The sequence below is a fragment of the Tepidibacillus sp. LV47 genome, from assembly GCF_048381575.1.
In the GTDB taxonomy this organism is placed as follows: domain Bacteria; phylum Bacillota; class Bacilli; order Tepidibacillales; family Tepidibacillaceae; genus Tepidibacillus.
Genome location: NZ_JBLWIF010000004.1, coordinates 71,710 through 87,697, shown reverse-complemented (window position 1 = coordinate 87,697; position 15,988 = coordinate 71,710). Strand labels below are relative to the sequence as shown.

Sequence of the window (15,988 nt, the reverse complement as noted above, 5' to 3'; positions counted from 1 at the left end):
CATGATTTTATCGGATTTGTCAATGGTTTTTGCATGGATGAGACATATAGACATTGTGTACTAAAACTATTCAGCCACGAAAAAAACGTTTTTCTTTCTTCTATTTTGCCATCCAAATACATTTCTGACTGTTTTGGCTAACTCTCTCGATACTCTTCATAATTTTCAAGTTCTAGGGTTTTCTCACGAAGATGAGCTTTCAACTTATTACCATCACTTCTGTTATAAATAAGTTCAATCTCTTTTTATTTTTAAAATTTTTTCTTTTAAATAAGAGGATTTTAGAAAGAAATGGAGAAGTAAACCTTATAGAAAATTGGTGAATTTTGGAGGCAGCTTTGAATGAGCTTTGTCCTAAACTATTTGTTTATCACCTTACCAGAATTTATTACGATCTTCTTATGGGGAACTACGCTCTTTGGTTATCGATTCTCTGAAATAAAAAAACAAATCATAATAATGGCTGTTATCACGGGATTGTTCTCTGATCTTTTGTGGAAATTGCATGTAGTTCCTGATTTACGAGTCATTTTAACCTTTATCATTAGTTTTCTACTTTATAAATTTATCCTAAAGAATAGTTGGGTTTTTACTTTTTTCATATTTATAGCTACATACTTTTGTCTTATCCTTTCTGAATCACTCATTGTAATGATTGTCGGAAAATTTGTAAATATCAATTCAATCTTGGATTCATTCTATTTAAAATTTCTAATTACTATTGCATATTTATTTCCTTTATTATTAGGTACTTGGTTCTTTCATAAGAAAAATTGGTCAATCCAGTCATTTTTAAATAAAAATGATTATGATAGAAAGAAAGCTTTATATTGGACAATGATTTTGGTTTTTGCCTTTTTGCAAGGTTTTCTTATTATTTATTTGAATTACGCTTTTTACATCGAAGAATACCAATTTTTACATAATGAAATCATTTTTAAAATTTCTGGGTTCCCACTAGTCAGTCTAATACTCATCATCGCCAACATCTCACTCATTTATTTTACTATCAAACTTAAAAACTACCATTTAGAAAAAGAAATTAGTCAGTATGAAGATAGTTTTCACGAAAATCTTCAAAATTTAATCAGTACTTTAAAAAGTGAAAGACATGATTATATCAATGAAATTCAAACTTTATACATACTTGCGAAAACTGAAAGTTTTGATGAACTGAAACAATATATTCAGCAACTTGTACATAATATCCAATTGTTAAACCGTGTGATACAAATTAAAAATATTCCTGTTAGCGCACTATTGCATTCAAAATGGAGTGAAATTGAATCAAAAGGAGTTTCATTTGAGATTATTACTAAAACAAGTGATATCTTCCCATCAATAAAAGGTTATGATCTCGTAAAAATCATTAGCAATATTTTAGATAACGCATTGCGAGCCGTAACTGAATCTCCGGTTAAAAATCCCAAAATTGAATTTATTTGGGATAAACATGGGAATGAAGCAATCATCTCAATAGCAAATAACGGACCAAAAATCGAAAAAGAGCTACTTTCGAAGATTTTCCAAGAAGGTTTTTCAACAAAAAAAGCAAATGGTCGGCATGGTTACGGTTTATCAATTGTCAAAAAGATAATCGATAAATACCGTGGTACGATTGAAGTTTTTTCAGATGATCATAAAACGGAGTTTATTATGAAAATTCCATTATAAGGGGAATAAATAATGTTAACAACTATTTCCTACAAATTGGCCACTAAATTAGCTAAAGCGGCCGAACGAGACGATGTAGATTATATTCGGTACGGTATCGAGATTACGCTAAGTGTTCTTTTAAAGCTTGTTTTCTTTGTGTGGTTATCGTCTCTTTTTGGGGTTACGGCCAAAATGTTAATTGTTGCTTTTTCATTTGCGTCTTTTCGAATTTTTTCCGGGGGAATTCATCTTTCGACATTTCTTCGTTGCTTAATTTCCTCTACGATCTTATTCTTAATTCCCTCCATCTTAATAACGAAAAGTTTGGCATTTTCTCCACTTACTCTTACAGTGGCCACTTTTATAATCGGCATTTTAGTTACTATAATTTATGTTCCAATAAGTGCTACAAACCGTCCAATTCCTATTGAAAGGAAATCAAGTTTTAAGTGGAAAAGTTTTTTGTTTTTATCTTTTTGGTTGGTTCTAAGTTTGTTTTTTATCAAATATCTAAAAATTCAAGCTTTTTCTATCTATTCTTCTATCGGTATTTTAATACAATCATTCACTTTAACACCTCTAGGTTTTAACACCTTTAAGATGATAGACAAGTTTTTTGATCTTAAAAGGAAAGGAGGGATGTAAGAATGAAAAAATTTTATAATTTAATTGCTTCTTTATTTGCATTAATCACGTCAAGAGAAACATCAACTGCTAGTGCGTTATTTATCTATCAACCTGATCCACCAAAGTCAAAAAAAGCCCATTAATATGGGCTTTTTTTACCTCATATATAAGCAAAGAAACGTAACAAATAAGACGTACAACCATATCCACCTTTATTGTGAATCGTTCTGTACTTTTTTCCGACCTGAGCGGTAAAATTCATTAAACAACTTCATCAGTGCTCGTTTTTCAATTCTCGATACATAGGAACGTGAAATTCCTAATTCTTTCGCAATCTCTCTTTGCGTTCGCTCATTACCATCTGCTAACCCAAACCGTCCAATAATCACTTCTTTTTCCCGTTCATCTAAAATATGCAAATGATTATAAATCTTGCTTTTTTCGATCTGTAGTTGAACTTCATCTAGTACCACGTCTAAATCGGTTCCAAGAACATCTATTAAAGTGATTTCATTTCCTTCTTTATCCGTACCAATTGGATCGTGCAATGAAACATCTTTTCTAGATTTTTTAAGTGAGCGTAGATGCATTAATATTTCATTCTCAATACAGCGTGCCGCATAAGTTGCCAATTTTGTTCCTTTATTGGATTGATAGGTTTCAATTCCTTTAATTAGACCAATTGTTCCAATTGAAATTAAATCTTCAGCATCTTCTCCAGTATTTTCGAATTTCTTCACAATATGGGCTACGAGTCGTAAGTTATGTTCAATCAATTTATTTCTTGCATTTTTATTGCCTTTTAACAATAACTCAATCTGTTTTTCCTCTTCCTTTTCATCTAATGGTTGAGGAAAGGCATTATTTTTGACATACGATACAAATAATGAAAGTTCTTTAAACAGTAAAGCAAGAGCAGTAAAGATTCCTGGCACTTTGTCACCCCCCTAGGCGTTTAAAGAAAAAACTATTATATTCTATGTACTTAAAGAACTAAATTGTGCCTGTACATTTTTGATGGGGGCAAAAATTTTCTTAAAATCTAAAACTTTTATCTCATAAAGTTATAAGGAGTTATCTCTAAGCCCATATTATTTTTCCTTCTTTGCTAATTCATCCATAAGCTCCAAGAATACTTTTTTGGCAATTCGTTCTTTTTCTTGTTTTTTCATCTCAGATAACCCTCGCGTATCCACATTTTTGATGGCAACAGCAACCGCGTATTGAGGATGTTCTACAGGTCCATAACCAATAAACCAACTATTATATATACCTTTTGTCGATGTTTCTGCGGTTCCCGACTTTCCTGCTAAATCCCATTTTGCTTGCTTCAAATACCTTCCTGTTCCTTCATCGACCACTTTTTCCATCATCTTTTTCACTTGCTCATAAGTCCAAAAGTCACCGACAAGACTTTCCCTTTTTTTGATCGGAAATGTAAAATATTCGGTTCCATTTTTATAGATGACTTTTTCCACCAAACGAGGTTGAAATGCCTCGCCATGGTGAAGAATCGTTACAATCAAATTAGCAGCAGCTAGTGGCGAAATTCTTACATCCTGTTGGCCAATTCCCGTTCGCAAAATGGTACCTAGATCTTTTTTTGTCGTAGTTTCATAAAACACACGATTTGGTTGTTCGTTATCGATTTGTTGAAAATTTTCTTGTTTAAAAAATTCACCTGTCCAACCAACAATGCCAATCAATCCTAGCTTTTCCGCATATTCTTCGATTTTTTTAGGTCCCAATCGTTTCGCCAATTCTCCAAATACGATATTGCAAGACTGAGCAAATCCTTCTTCAAATGTAAGGATACCATGCTCCTCTGAACAGAAAAACTTTTCACGTTCATAACCACCAGAACAATAAAATTTTTCTCCTGGCTTCACTACTCCTTCTTCAATTGCAGCAATAGAAATTAATATCTTAAAGATAGAACCTGGTTCAATGACCTGTACCCCTTTATTATTCCAATCTGCTGATTCGGGGTTGACTTGGTTAGGATCAAAATCTGGAGCACTAGCCATTGCTAGAATATCTGCGTTTTTTACATCAAGAACAACGACACTTCCTTCTTTTATTCCATTTTCTTTTAATTCCTTTTGCAATATTCGTTCAGCATCGATTTGAATCCCTTGATCGATCGTCGTTACTAAAGATAAAGGATAGAAGCGATCTTCTTGCATCTGAAATTTTGTAGCAAGACCATTTAAAGGTTTTCCTTGACTATCGACAAAATAAGCAATTTTTGCTTCTTTTGTTCCTTGAAGAATCTCTTGAAACGTCTTTTGTAATCCTGAACGGCCGATCAAACTGTTTTTGTTTAATAAGCCTTCTTTCACATATTCTTGGTATTTTTCTTCAATTTCCTGAGGATCCTTTCCCAAAAAACCCACTAGGTGTTTTGCGATCATTTGATTCTTATCTTGGTACTCGTATATACCTGCAACAATTCCAGGGATTTGTAAGGCTTCGATCTGTTTTTGCTGATAAGGGGTAAGGGTGATGGGTTCTCTGTTTTTTTGTAAATAAGTTGGTTTTTTTGCCTTTTCAATCTGACTTTGTAAGGATTGATCATCGATGTTTAGGATCTTTGCCAATGCTTCGAGCTTCTTTTGATTCATCCATTCTTGACTAAAAGGAAAAACAACCACTGTTAGAAGCTCTTTTATGCCAAGTAACGAATTGCCATTGCGGTCATAGATATTCCCGCGGCCGCTTGATAGAACGAAAGACTGTTGTCTTTGCTTCACAGAATTGGTAAGTAAATCGACATGGTGTTTGGAAAAATCTCGGGTAGCGATGAGTTGAATCCATGCTAATCGTCCGATTATCAATACCCATAACACCATAATCAACATCATTACCTGAAACATACGTTTTTTGCGGTTTTGGATCGTTAACATGTTCTTCTCCCCTAACACTTGAAGTACTACTATCATCGACAGTTTCTCGGGGAGATAAACATTAGCATACGTCAAAGAAAAAACGTGAAGCCTAGACGACGGGGCTAGCTTCACGCTCTGCAAGGATCGTTTTAATTTTTGTCACGAGCAGGTCAATGGCAACTTTATTTTTTCCACCTTCAGGGATAATGATATCTGCATAACGTTTGGTCGGTTCGACAAATTGAAGGTGCATTGGACGGACCACAGAGAGATATTGCTCAACTACCGATTCCATGGTTCTTCCCCTTTCACGGATATCCCTTACCAGTCGGCGAATAAAACGTTCGTCTGCATCCGTATCCACAAAGAGCTTTATATCCATTAAATCGCGTAATCGTTTATCTTCAAGAACAAGAATTCCCTCAACGATAATCACTTCTTTTGGTAAGACTTTTACCGTTTCTTTTTTACGAGTATGAATTGTAAAATCATAAATTGGTTTTTGAATCGGTTTATACGCTAATAAACGATGAAGATGTTCAATAAATAAATCATTATCAAAAGCTAAGGGATGATCATAATTGGTTTTTACCCTTTGTTCAAAAGGCAGATGAGATTGATCTTTATAATAAGAATCTTGTTCGATCATCAGAACCTGTTGATTAGGAAAACTTTTAATAATCCTCCTTGCGACAGTGGTTTTCCCTGATCCCGATCCACCCGCCACTCCGATAACTACGGGTCTTTTCATCGATTAATTCTCCTTCCGCATCATATCATAAGGATAAACAGGTTGGTTTACTTTCACTTTTACAATTTGTAGTGGATGTCTTGCTGCGTCAAGTTCCTGCCCTTCCTCGTTTACAATTCGTTCAATCCGCTGAGTAAATTTCGTATTCGGGCCGAAGAACTCTACTTCTTGTCCAACTTGGAAATTATTTCTTTGTTGGATCGTCGCAATCCCTGTCTCCTTATCATAATCAAGGACAAGACCGGCAAAATCATATTTTCTTATTTTTGGCCCTCGCCCATAGATTTGATCATCTTTATTTGGCATTTGATAATAAAAGGCTTTTGTCAATGGGCGATGGCTTGCTTTCTCAATTTCATCCAACCATGCTGGGTTAAATTGATAATTTTCTGGGTCAGCCACATAGGCATCAATGGCTTGGCGATAAGCATTTACCACTGTTGCCACATAATGAACACTCTTCATTCTACCTTCTATTTTTAACGAGTCAACCCCGGTTTCAATCATATCAGGAATGGAATCGATCATACATAGATCCTTGGAACTCATAGTATATGGATCATCTGTCTCTTGAAATAACGGAATTTCTTGATTAGCTTGAACCTTATCTTCCTCGTTTATTCCATCTTCAAACAAATCATATTTCCAACGGCAGGACTGAGCACAACCGCCACGGTTCGCGTCACGACTGGTCATGTGGTTAGAAAGAACGCAACGACCAGAATAAGAGATACACATGGCACCGTGAATAAAGGCTTCAATCTCAATATCCACGTGTTTTTTAATTTCGCGAATTTCTTGTAGAGAAACCTCACGTGCAAGAACTACTCTTTTTATTCCTTCTTCTTTCCAGAATTGAATCGATTGCCAGTTGGTGGTTGACATTTGGGTACTTAAGTGGATTTCTAATTCAGGAACCAATTCTTTTGCTGTTGTAATGATCGCTGGATCGGCGACAATAATCGCATCAACTCCGATTTTATAGAGTGTTTTCAGATAATCTTCTAAACCTTTTAAGTCATCATTATGAGCAATAATATTGGTGGCAACAAAGACTTTTGCTCCACGAGAATGGGCAAAATCGACACCTTTCTCCATATCCTCAAAGGTAAAATTCCCTGCTTTTGCCCGCAATCCAAATTGCTGACCGCCAATATAAACGGCATCAGCACCATAGCGAACCGCAAACTCCAGTTTTTCTAAATTACCAGCAGGTGCTAATAATTCGGGTTTTTTCATGTTGTTCACCACCTTGTCTTTAATAATATTGTTCTTTAAAATAAAAACCAGTACCAAGAGGACGATTTTTGGGCTGAATCTTTTGAATATCTTTTGTCGTTACAGTAATCTCATTTCCATTTACATATTGATCGATCGCTATTCGATAATATTGAACCACTTTTATCAAATAGTCTGTTGACTTTAATATACCATCGATTTTGAAACTATCGATCCCCGCATCAATCAATCTTCCAAGATGATCAATCATACAAATATCTTCTGCACTCATAATGTGGGTACCATGAGGATCTTCAAAAACAGGATAGCGTTCATCAGGACGCTTGTGCTCTTTTAAAAATAATCCACGCTCTTGCGATGTATTTTTTATTTCTTGCCCCGTATAATTGAGGTAACTGGTAACAAGTTGTCGTTTCGAATGAAAGATACAAGTCATTCCTTGGACTTGAACTTGCACTTCGATATCCACATGTTTTTTGATGTCAATCACTTCTTCAAGAGACAATTCTCTCGCGAGTATCGCTCTTGTCACTCCTTTTTTTGCCCAGTATTTCACCGTTTGATAATTCGTCGATGTTGTTTCTGTATTCCAATGTAAGGCAATTTGCGGAGCTACTTTTTTAGCGATCATTAAAACAGCAGGATCACCAAAAACAATTCCATCAACCTGAAATTGTGCTAATTTTTCAATATATTCATCAAGCCCAATTAACATCTCATTATGAAAGAGGGCGTTCATCACTACATAAACTTTCTTATTGTTTTGATGAGCGATCTCTGTTGCTTCTCCAATTTGATCAAGGGTAAAATGTCCGGGAAGACGCAAACCATATTCTTTTCCCCCAATATGAAGGGCATCTGCACCTGAATGGATTAACTGCCTGGCTTCATCAAGATTTTTGGCAGTAACCAATAATTCAGGTTTTTTCTTCGCTGACATAGTTATTCCTCCAATTTATAGGATATCGCAAGCCCGTCTCCTATCGGGACAAACGATGTGAAAAGTTTCGGCTCATTCACTAGCTCCTGATTAAAGGCATGGAGCTTTTTTAGCATGGGTTTTGTTTGAATTTCTTCTTCCTCTGCCACATATCCTCGAAAAAGGATATTATCAAAAACAAAAATTCCTCCCACTGTTAACAATGGGAAGGCTAATTGGAGAAACTCTCTATACTTCCCTTTTGCCGCATCGATAAAAATAAACTCGGCTTGGGGTAAGCGCGGAAGAATATCGATTGCATCTCCTTCATGCAAAATGATTTGCTTATCTAAACCTTGAGACCGAAAATTTTCCTTTGCCCGCTTTATCATTCTTGGATCCCGTTCGATCGTATGAAGGGTTGCATAAGGAGCAGCTTTTGCTAACCAGACTGTCGAAAAGCCAATAGCACTTCCTACTTCAATGATCGTTGTAGGCCGAATGATATTTAATAAAACTTGAATAAGCCGAAGACTTGGAACTTCGATAATAGGAATTTCTTCTTTCAGTCCTTGCTGTTGCAATTGTTCAAGAAAGGGATCAGCAATAGGGAATAAATCGTTTAAGTATTGATCTACTTTCTCGTTAATAAAACCCATGTGCTGTTTCACCTCATTCGTGCCAAAAGATATCTTAACATATTCATAGTGTAAATGCATCTAACAAGATTACCAATTTCCTTTTAAACTAAGGCGAGAATCAGAATCATACTTTTGATGCTCAGCATAGGTTTTGGAAAAATAATGCTCTCCTGAACCATCTTTTTTGGTGACAAAAAAGAAATAATCATGTTTTGCTGGGTAAATGGCAGCTTTTAATGCTTCTCTTCCTGGATTGCCAATTGCTCCAGGAGGAAGTCCCTCATTGACATAAGTATTGTAAGGATTTTTAATTGCCAAATCAGTAAACGTTAACCTTTCTTTTTGCTTCCCTAAGACAAATTGAACTGTTGCACAAGATTGAAGTTTCCATTGATGGTTTAACCGGTTATAAAACACTCCTGCAACAATGGGTCTTTCTTTTGGTACAACGACTTCTCTTTCAACGATCGAAGCGATCGTAACCACCTGATGAATGGTCATATTTTTCTCTTTTAAAATATTGTTCCACCTTGGATCCCATTCTTTTTGAAACTGGCGTAACATCATATGAATAATCTCTTCCTCTGTAGCCCCTTTTTTTACCTCATAGGTATCAGGGAACAAATACCCCTCTAAGCGATATTGAATATTGGGATCTTTTGGAATCGCTTTGATAAAATCATAATTAAAATTACCCTCTTTTGCTAACTGCAAAAATCTCTCTTTATTTACAATCCCTTCTTTACTAAGTTTGTCTGCAATTTGTACAACCGTATACCCTTCTGGAATAGTAAAGCGCACCGTATCATATACGACATTTCCCGAAACCATTTTCTTTACTATTTCACTTAAACGCATCTGTTTCGAGAATTCATAAGCACCTGCTTGCAACTTAGAAGCATCACCTTTATATTTTAAATAGAGTTTAAAAGCCCATTCACTTTTGATTAATTGCTGTTTTTTTAGAAGGGATGCGATTTTTGCAGTTGAACTTCCTGGTGGTATGTTAACTTTCACCAATTGTTTTGCTGTGGAATCAACAGGTTGAAATTGGGAATAAACAAAACCAGCGGAGAATAGAAGGAAAATAATCACTATACCAGAAATGGATAGAATCCATTTTCTTTTTTGCTCAAAAACCATGATTCTCCCCTCACTATCTTTTATCTCTATATCTTCCTTAAGTTAGCATAATTCAACCAAAAAAACAATGAGAGAAGGGATCACCTTCTCTCATTCTTCATATTGAATGGTCCACTCATCAAATAGCTCTACAGCATCTTCCCATTCATCATCATCTTCTATGTATTCCAGGTCATATTCCCCATTGTCTAATTTTACAACACGCAGAACTTCAATCTCTCCTTCTTCATCTTCAGGAGATTGAAAATAGGCATAATGTTTCCCGTTAAAAACTAACTCCAGTAATAAATGAAAAAGTTGTTCTTGAGCATTTTCATCAACAAGGGTGATTTCTGAACCTAACTGTTCTTTTAGTAAATGAACTTCTTCGATTTCTCTTTTTTGCATGATTTAACTCTCCTAATGTTAGGTTATTGATGAAACTCGTAATCAAGGGTATGAAATACTTCTTCTACAAGCTCCCACTCTTTTTCATTTTCAATGGGATAAAGACGCATATCTTTTCCGTCTTCTTCATAACGAAAAGCATAAACCTCTGCTTCTTCCTGATCTTCATCCATATCAGCAGGAGTAATCAGGATATAACGTTTATCCTCAACTTCAAATTCATAGAGAATCTCAAATTTTTCCTCATTTCCTTCGTCATCAGGAATAAAAATAAATTCCCGTTCTTGTTCTTTCATATTTGTCACCTCTTTGCATCTAAATAACCTTGTAAAATGAGCATGGCAGCCATTTTATCAATTACCTTTTTCCTTTTTTTACGACTCATGTCTGCAGCAATTAATGTTTTTTCTGCTGAAACAGTAGTTAATCGTTCATCCCAAAAATGAACCGGTCGATCAAATTCATCTCTTAATTGTTCAGCAAATTCCATAATCATTTCTGCTCTTTTGCCAATTGTGCCATTCATATTTTTCGGTAAACCGACGACAATGGCTTCGACCTCATATTCAGTAATCATTTCCCTTAAACGTTTCAAATCCTGATCCAATGTCTTTCTTTGAATGACTTCAATTCCTTGAGCGGTTAAACCCAATTCATCACTAATTGCTACACCAATCGTCTTTTCACCAACATCTAATCCTAATATACGCATAACAATGTATTCCCTCATACTGAAATGTTCTATATTTGTTGAATTGAAAAGAAAAGGGGAGGAGTTCTCCCCTTATCATATGAAGAATCGTAATACCTTACTCATAATGTTGTTTTAGATAGAATTTGACTAATTCCTCAATAATCTCATCCCGTTCTACCTTTCGAATGAGGTTTCTTGCATTTTTGTGTCTGGGAATATAAGCCGGATCTCCAGATAATAAATAGCCGACTATTTGATTAATGGGATTATAGCCTTTTTCTTTTAAAGCCTCGTAGACCAAGATTAAGATATCCCTTGGTTCTACACCTACCTCTTCTGACTTAACGTTAAACTTCATCGTATGATCCATCGAGCTCATTTGTAACACCTCTTTCCAGATTCTTACGCCAAGACAACGTTCCAGTTAAATTATGCTAATTTTATTGTAACCGATTTTATATAATCCGTCACGTAATTCAATGCCTCTTGTAGTTTTTCTGGTTCTTTTCCACCAGCTTGAGCCATATCAGGACGACCGCCGCCACCGCCGCCCACTTTGCTTGCTAACTCTTTGATCAAGTTGCCTGCGTGGAACCCTTTTTTGACTAAATCATCTGAAACAGATGCAACTAAGTTCACTTTCCCTTCTTGAACAGATGCAAGTACGATGATTCCTGAACCAATCTTTACTTTTAGATCATCTAATACATGGCGCAGACTTTTCATATCCATGGAACTAACCTTTGCGCGTAATACTGGAATGCTTTCGATTTGCTCGATTTGATCAACGAGGTTTTTCGCTTCAAAATTGCTCAATTTTGCTTTTAAGGATTCATTTTCTTTTTGTAATCCTTTAATCGTATTTTGTAATCCCTCAATTTTCTCAGGAATATCTTGAATATTCCCTTTTAATTCCTGAGCCACTTGTTTTAATAGTGCTAATTGTTGGTTCAAATACTGATATGCCCATTTTCCTGTGACCGCCTCTATTCGGCGTATTCCTGCACCGATACTGCTCTCGGATACGATCTTAAAGATTCCAATTTCTGCAGAATTACGCACATGGCATCCACCACATAATTCTAAGCTATAATCCCCAACTTTTACAACCCGAACTTCATCACCATATTTTTCATTAAATAATGCCATTGCTCCCATTTTTTTCGCTTCATCAAGGGGTTTAATCATGGTCGTAACGGGTTGATTCAGCCAAATTTGTTGATTCACTCTTTCCTCAACTTGTACCAATTCTTCTTCTGTTAAGGCACCAAAATGGGAGAAGTCAAAACGAAGACGATCGTTGGCTACCAAAGAACCGGCCTGATTCACATGTTCTCCTAAAACATCTTTTAATGCCCGATGAAGAAGATGGGTTGCAGTATGGTTCTTAATAATATCGGCACGTTTTTCTCGATCAACTTCTGCAATGACTGAATCTCCTACTTTAAAGATTCCTTTTACTATCTTCACGTGGTGGAGATGCTGCCCATTTGGGGCTTTGGTTACATCCAATACTTCCATTAATTCTCCATGTTGACCTCTAATTACGCCTTGGTCAGCAATTTGTCCCCCACTTTCAGCATAAAATGGGGTTTTATCGAGGAAGAGATGAACTTCTTCATTTTCAGAAGCATACTCGCGTAATTGATCATCGACAATGATATGAGTAATTTTCCCTTCTACAGTTAATAAATCATATCCTACAAATTCGCTAGGATCTTTCAGATTTCTTAAAATTCCGCCTTGGACCTTCATACTATTGACTTCATTTCTTGCAGCTCTTGCCCGCTCTCTTTGAACTTCCATTTGCGCTTCAAAACCATCTTTATCTACCTTTAAACCCTGTTCCTCAGCATAATCCTCTGTTAAATCCAATGGGAAACCATACGTATCATATAATTTGAACGCTTCTTCTCCTGTTAATTCGTTTCGATTTTCCCGTTTTGCCTTTTGTACCATTTCCTCTAAAATAGCTAGTCCGTCTGAAAGAGTCTCGTGGAAACGTTCCTCTTCATTTCGAATCACTTTTTCAATAAAATCTTTCTTCTCTAATATTTCTGGATAGTAATCTTTCATTATTTCGCCAACCAGACCCGTTAGCGAATAGAGGAAAGGTTTTTCAATTCCGATCGACTTGCCATAGCGAACAGCCCGGCGAAGCAAACGACGAATGATGTAACCTCGGCCTTCGTTGGAAGGTAATGCTCCATCACCGATTGCAAATACAATAGTACGAATATGGTCAGCAATCACTTTTAATGCAACATCCACTTCTCTTTTTTCGTGATATGTTACCCCTGCTTGTTTTGCGACGGTCTCGATGATCGGGAGAAATAGATCAGTATCAAAATTCGTTTCTACGTCTTGAAGGATTGAAGCCATTCTCTCTAAGCCCATTCCTGTATCAATATTTTTCTGGGGTAAGGGTGTATAACTTCCGTCTGGATTATGATTATATTGAGAAAATACCAGATTCCAGATCTCAAGATATCGTTCATTTTCTCCACCTGGATAGCATTCTGGGTCGCTAGGATCGCAGTATTTTTCCCCACGGTCATAAAAGATTTCTGTATTGGGTCCACTTGGGCCCTCCCCTATATCCCAGAAATTATCTTCTAAGCGAATAATCCTTTCATCAGGAAGTCCGATCTCATCATGCCAAATCCGATAGGCTTCATCATCATCTGGATGGATTGTAACGGATAAACGATTAGGATCAAATCCAATCCACTTCTCATCGGTTAAAAACTCCCATGCCCAATGAATCGCTTCTCTTTTAAAATAATCACCAATTGAGAAGTTGCCCAACATTTCAAAGAAAGTATGGTGTCTTGCTGTTTTCCCAACATTTTCAATATCGTTGGTTCGAATTGATTTTTGCGCATTCGTAATGCGCGGATTCTCCGGTACCTTCCGTCCATCAAAATAAGGTTTTAAAGTTGCTACACCGCTATTTATCCATAGTAAAGAAGGATCATCATAAGGAATCAAAGAAGCGCTTGGTTCAACATGATGACCTTTTGATACGAAAAAGTCTAAAAATGCTTTGCGAATTTCTGCTGAACTCATTTTTCTCATTGCGTATCATCCTCCTTTTCTATTTAGTTAAAATGAAAAAACACTTTCATCCCAGTCAGGGACGAAAGTGTTACTTCTCCACTTACGCGGTACCACCCTGTTTACCTACTGTTTTAGAGTAGAGTAGGTCACTCATCAAGGATAACGGTTGTTGCCGAGAAAATTCTTCTCTGGATTAGCCTTCGATCATCCTTCATCTAGAAGTTCTTTCAGCCAAGGAACTTCCTCTCTTTAGATGGACTATGATCTACTCGATCCTTCATCGAATTTCGCTATTATTCATTTTGACAACATTATACTTGGCAGGATATGTGAATGTCAAATTTTCTATGCCCTTGTTTTTCGCAAATAGACAAAGATATGCTGAAGAATAACTTTGATAATTGCAAAAATAGGAACGGCTAAGATCATACCAAAGATTCCACCGACTTCACCGCCGATCAATAAAGCAAAAATAATCAGCAATGGGTGGATATTTAATTTACGACCGACGACCTGTGGTGCGATGATATTCCCCTCTAAGGCTTGAATGGTGGTATTTACAATCAATACACTAATAGCCATTTTCCAGGAAATACTCATTGCCACAATCAAAGCGGGAGCCATCCCAATAAATGGCCCAATATAAGGGATGATATCCGTAACTGAAACGATAAACGCCAGGAGTAAAGGATAGGGAAGGTCAATAATCAGATAACCAATATAAGCGAAAACGCCAACGATGGTAATAACGATTAATTGTCCCCGAATATAATTCCCCAATGCTTCATCAATTTCTTTTAATAAACGAATCATTCCCTTTCTTTTTTTTCTTGGCACAAACGTGATGACCGTTTTTTCAATTAATTTGTAATCCTTCAAAATATAAAAGGAAACAAAAGGAACTAAAAAAATCGTAAATAAGATACTAATCGTATTCCCCAAAAAGTCCATCATATGAGAAAAAATATTGGTTAGTTTCGTTTCCCAACCTTGAATGGAATGATTGATTCCCTTTTGAATCGAATCTGGGATCGGATAACCATTACGTAAGCCATCTAACCAAGATTTTAAGTGATTTACAATTTGGGGCAAATTTTCACCTAATTCTTTGATTTGAGTAACAAGAAGAGGAAATGCTTTTAAACTAATAATAGTAACAGAGCCAAAAAACACGATATAAATTAATAAGACAGCTAACGATCTTGGTACTCCGCGATCGTGAAGAAGCGTTACGATCGGATGAAGAAGATAGGAAATAATAAGTGCGATAAAAAACGGAAGAAAAAGGTTTTTAATAAAAAAGAAAATTTGTCCAAAAATCGGACTTAACTTCATGAATAAGAATAAAATGGTTAAAACCAAAATGGAAATGAGTAAATAAATAAAGGCTTTGGCATAAGGGATTTCATCGATTTTACTTCGCATTTTATCTTCCCCTTGGAACTTGTCTCTTTTAAAAAGTATATGATTTTTGATAAAATTTTAAGCATGATTTTGCGTTATTATGAGTAAAATTGGGCCTAAATAAAAAGGGTATCAAGTGAAATACTTGATACCCAACATCATTGACGGTCTATCTTGCTCTAACCAAGTTACGGAAGAAACGGGAATTTCCAATAAGACGAAATACCCCGATTTGGGCCATTAAGTTGATCATCATATTTATCAAACGATTATACAAATTCTGATTGCGTTGTCGTCTATATACCATGCCTACAACAGCCGCAATTATTCCTCCAGTAATAATCCCCCGAACCAAACGTCCCATTCAAATGAAAACCTCCTTTAGAAAGATCCTTGGATTCTCAACTCATCTTCCGTAAAAAGATCGTCTATAGAACTTAAACTTCCGTCTTCCTCAACCTGATAAAGCGCTAAACGATCTCCTTCCACGGTTAACTCAATAAAACAATTCCAGCAATAAAATTGATTGTTTGCGATTTTGCCAATATCACGACTTTGACAATTTGGACACGTTAACAC

The 15,988-nt window shown here is 36.0% G+C and carries 18 protein-coding genes and 1 other annotated feature; of the genes, 3 read left to right on the top strand and 15 right to left on the bottom strand.

The annotated features are described in order from the left end of the window. Window positions 1-342: 342 nt before the first annotated feature. From ACMW72_RS06620 to ACMW72_RS06610, 3 genes are read left to right on the top strand one after another with little or no spacing between them, the layout of a single operon-like run. Complete coding sequence (locus tag ACMW72_RS06620; protein ID WP_418368057.1) at window positions 343-1,674, top strand: sensor histidine kinase; 1,332 nt, start codon at window positions 343-345, stop codon at window positions 1,672-1,674. 12 nt (window positions 1,675-1,686) lie between these two features. Further along, window positions 1,687-2,301 (top strand): accessory gene regulator ArgB-like protein, encoded by a 615-nt coding sequence (locus ACMW72_RS06615; protein WP_418368056.1) that lies wholly within the window; start codon window positions 1,687-1,689, stop codon window positions 2,299-2,301. Between the two features lie 2 nt (window positions 2,302-2,303). Beyond that, window positions 2,304-2,426 carry a cyclic lactone autoinducer peptide gene (locus ACMW72_RS06610; RefSeq protein ID WP_418368055.1) on the top strand — a complete coding sequence of 41 codons (123 nt, stop codon included), beginning with the start codon at window positions 2,304-2,306 and terminating at the stop codon, window positions 2,424-2,426. 69 nt (window positions 2,427-2,495) lie between these two features. On the opposite strand, the gene sigK is transcribed toward ACMW72_RS06610, so the two are convergent. The 15 genes from sigK to ACMW72_RS06535 all read right to left on the bottom strand — a co-directional run bounded on the left by sigK (window position 2,496) and on the right by ACMW72_RS06535 (window position 15,988). Then, complete coding sequence (gene sigK / locus ACMW72_RS06605) at window positions 2,496-3,218, bottom strand: RNA polymerase sporulation sigma factor SigK (protein WP_418368054.1); 723 nt, start codon at window positions 3,216-3,218, stop codon at window positions 2,496-2,498. Window positions 3,219-3,374: 156 nt separating this feature from the next. Continuing rightward, on the bottom strand, window positions 3,375-5,189 hold the full coding sequence (locus ACMW72_RS06600; protein ID WP_418368053.1) for a peptidoglycan D,D-transpeptidase FtsI family protein: 1,815 nt from the start codon (window positions 5,187-5,189) through the stop codon (window positions 3,375-3,377). 91 nt (window positions 5,190-5,280) lie between these two features. Continuing rightward, window positions 5,281-5,922: a uridine kinase gene (udk, locus tag ACMW72_RS06595; protein WP_418368052.1), complete on the bottom strand. Its 642-nt coding sequence runs from the start codon at window positions 5,920-5,922 to the stop codon at window positions 5,281-5,283. Between the two features lie 3 nt (window positions 5,923-5,925). Then, complete coding sequence (locus ACMW72_RS06590) at window positions 5,926-7,161, bottom strand: peptidase U32 family protein (protein ID WP_418368051.1); 1,236 nt, start codon at window positions 7,159-7,161, stop codon at window positions 5,926-5,928. Window positions 7,162-7,180: 19 nt separating this feature from the next. After that, complete coding sequence (locus ACMW72_RS06585; protein ID WP_418368050.1) at window positions 7,181-8,101, bottom strand: peptidase U32 family protein; 921 nt, start codon at window positions 8,099-8,101, stop codon at window positions 7,181-7,183. 2 nt (window positions 8,102-8,103) lie between these two features. Further along, window positions 8,104-8,739, bottom strand: coding sequence for an O-methyltransferase (locus tag ACMW72_RS06580; protein ID WP_418368049.1), 636 nt, complete (start codon window positions 8,737-8,739; stop codon window positions 8,104-8,106). Between the two features lie 69 nt (window positions 8,740-8,808). Next, window positions 8,809-9,864: an endolytic transglycosylase MltG gene (gene mltG, locus ACMW72_RS06575; protein WP_418368048.1), complete on the bottom strand. Its 1,056-nt coding sequence runs from the start codon at window positions 9,862-9,864 to the stop codon at window positions 8,809-8,811. A 90-nt stretch (window positions 9,865-9,954) separates the two neighbouring features. After that, window positions 9,955-10,251 carry a DUF1292 domain-containing protein gene (locus tag ACMW72_RS06570; protein ID WP_418368047.1) on the bottom strand — a complete coding sequence of 99 codons (297 nt, stop codon included), beginning with the start codon at window positions 10,249-10,251 and terminating at the stop codon, window positions 9,955-9,957. A 23-nt stretch (window positions 10,252-10,274) separates the two neighbouring features. Then, window positions 10,275-10,547, bottom strand: a complete 273-nt coding sequence (locus ACMW72_RS06565) for a DUF1292 domain-containing protein (RefSeq protein ID WP_418368046.1) — start codon at window positions 10,545-10,547, stop codon at window positions 10,275-10,277. 5 nt (window positions 10,548-10,552) lie between these two features. Beyond that, window positions 10,553-10,963: a Holliday junction resolvase RuvX gene (ruvX, locus tag ACMW72_RS06560; RefSeq protein WP_418368045.1), complete on the bottom strand. Its 411-nt coding sequence runs from the start codon at window positions 10,961-10,963 to the stop codon at window positions 10,553-10,555. Window positions 10,964-11,060: 97 nt separating this feature from the next. Beyond that, complete coding sequence (locus ACMW72_RS06555; RefSeq protein ID WP_418368044.1) at window positions 11,061-11,324, bottom strand: IreB family regulatory phosphoprotein; 264 nt, start codon at window positions 11,322-11,324, stop codon at window positions 11,061-11,063. Window positions 11,325-11,374: 50 nt separating this feature from the next. Beyond that, entirely contained in the window at window positions 11,375-14,023 is a 2,649-nt protein-coding gene (gene alaS / locus ACMW72_RS06550; protein WP_418368043.1) for an alanine--tRNA ligase, read from the bottom strand. A gap of 54 nt (window positions 14,024-14,077) precedes the next feature. Beyond that, window positions 14,078-14,295 (bottom strand) — a binding site (T-box leader). Window positions 14,296-14,350: 55 nt separating this feature from the next. Beyond that, window positions 14,351-15,430 carry an AI-2E family transporter gene (locus ACMW72_RS06545; protein WP_418368042.1) on the bottom strand — a complete coding sequence of 360 codons (1,080 nt, stop codon included), beginning with the start codon at window positions 15,428-15,430 and terminating at the stop codon, window positions 14,351-14,353. A gap of 148 nt (window positions 15,431-15,578) precedes the next feature. After that, window positions 15,579-15,773 carry a hypothetical protein gene (locus ACMW72_RS06540; RefSeq protein ID WP_418368041.1) on the bottom strand — a complete coding sequence of 65 codons (195 nt, stop codon included), beginning with the start codon at window positions 15,771-15,773 and terminating at the stop codon, window positions 15,579-15,581. 17 nt (window positions 15,774-15,790) lie between these two features. Then, window positions 15,791-15,988 carry a hypothetical protein gene (locus tag ACMW72_RS06535; RefSeq protein WP_418368040.1) on the bottom strand — a complete coding sequence of 66 codons (198 nt, stop codon included), beginning with the start codon at window positions 15,986-15,988 and terminating at the stop codon, window positions 15,791-15,793.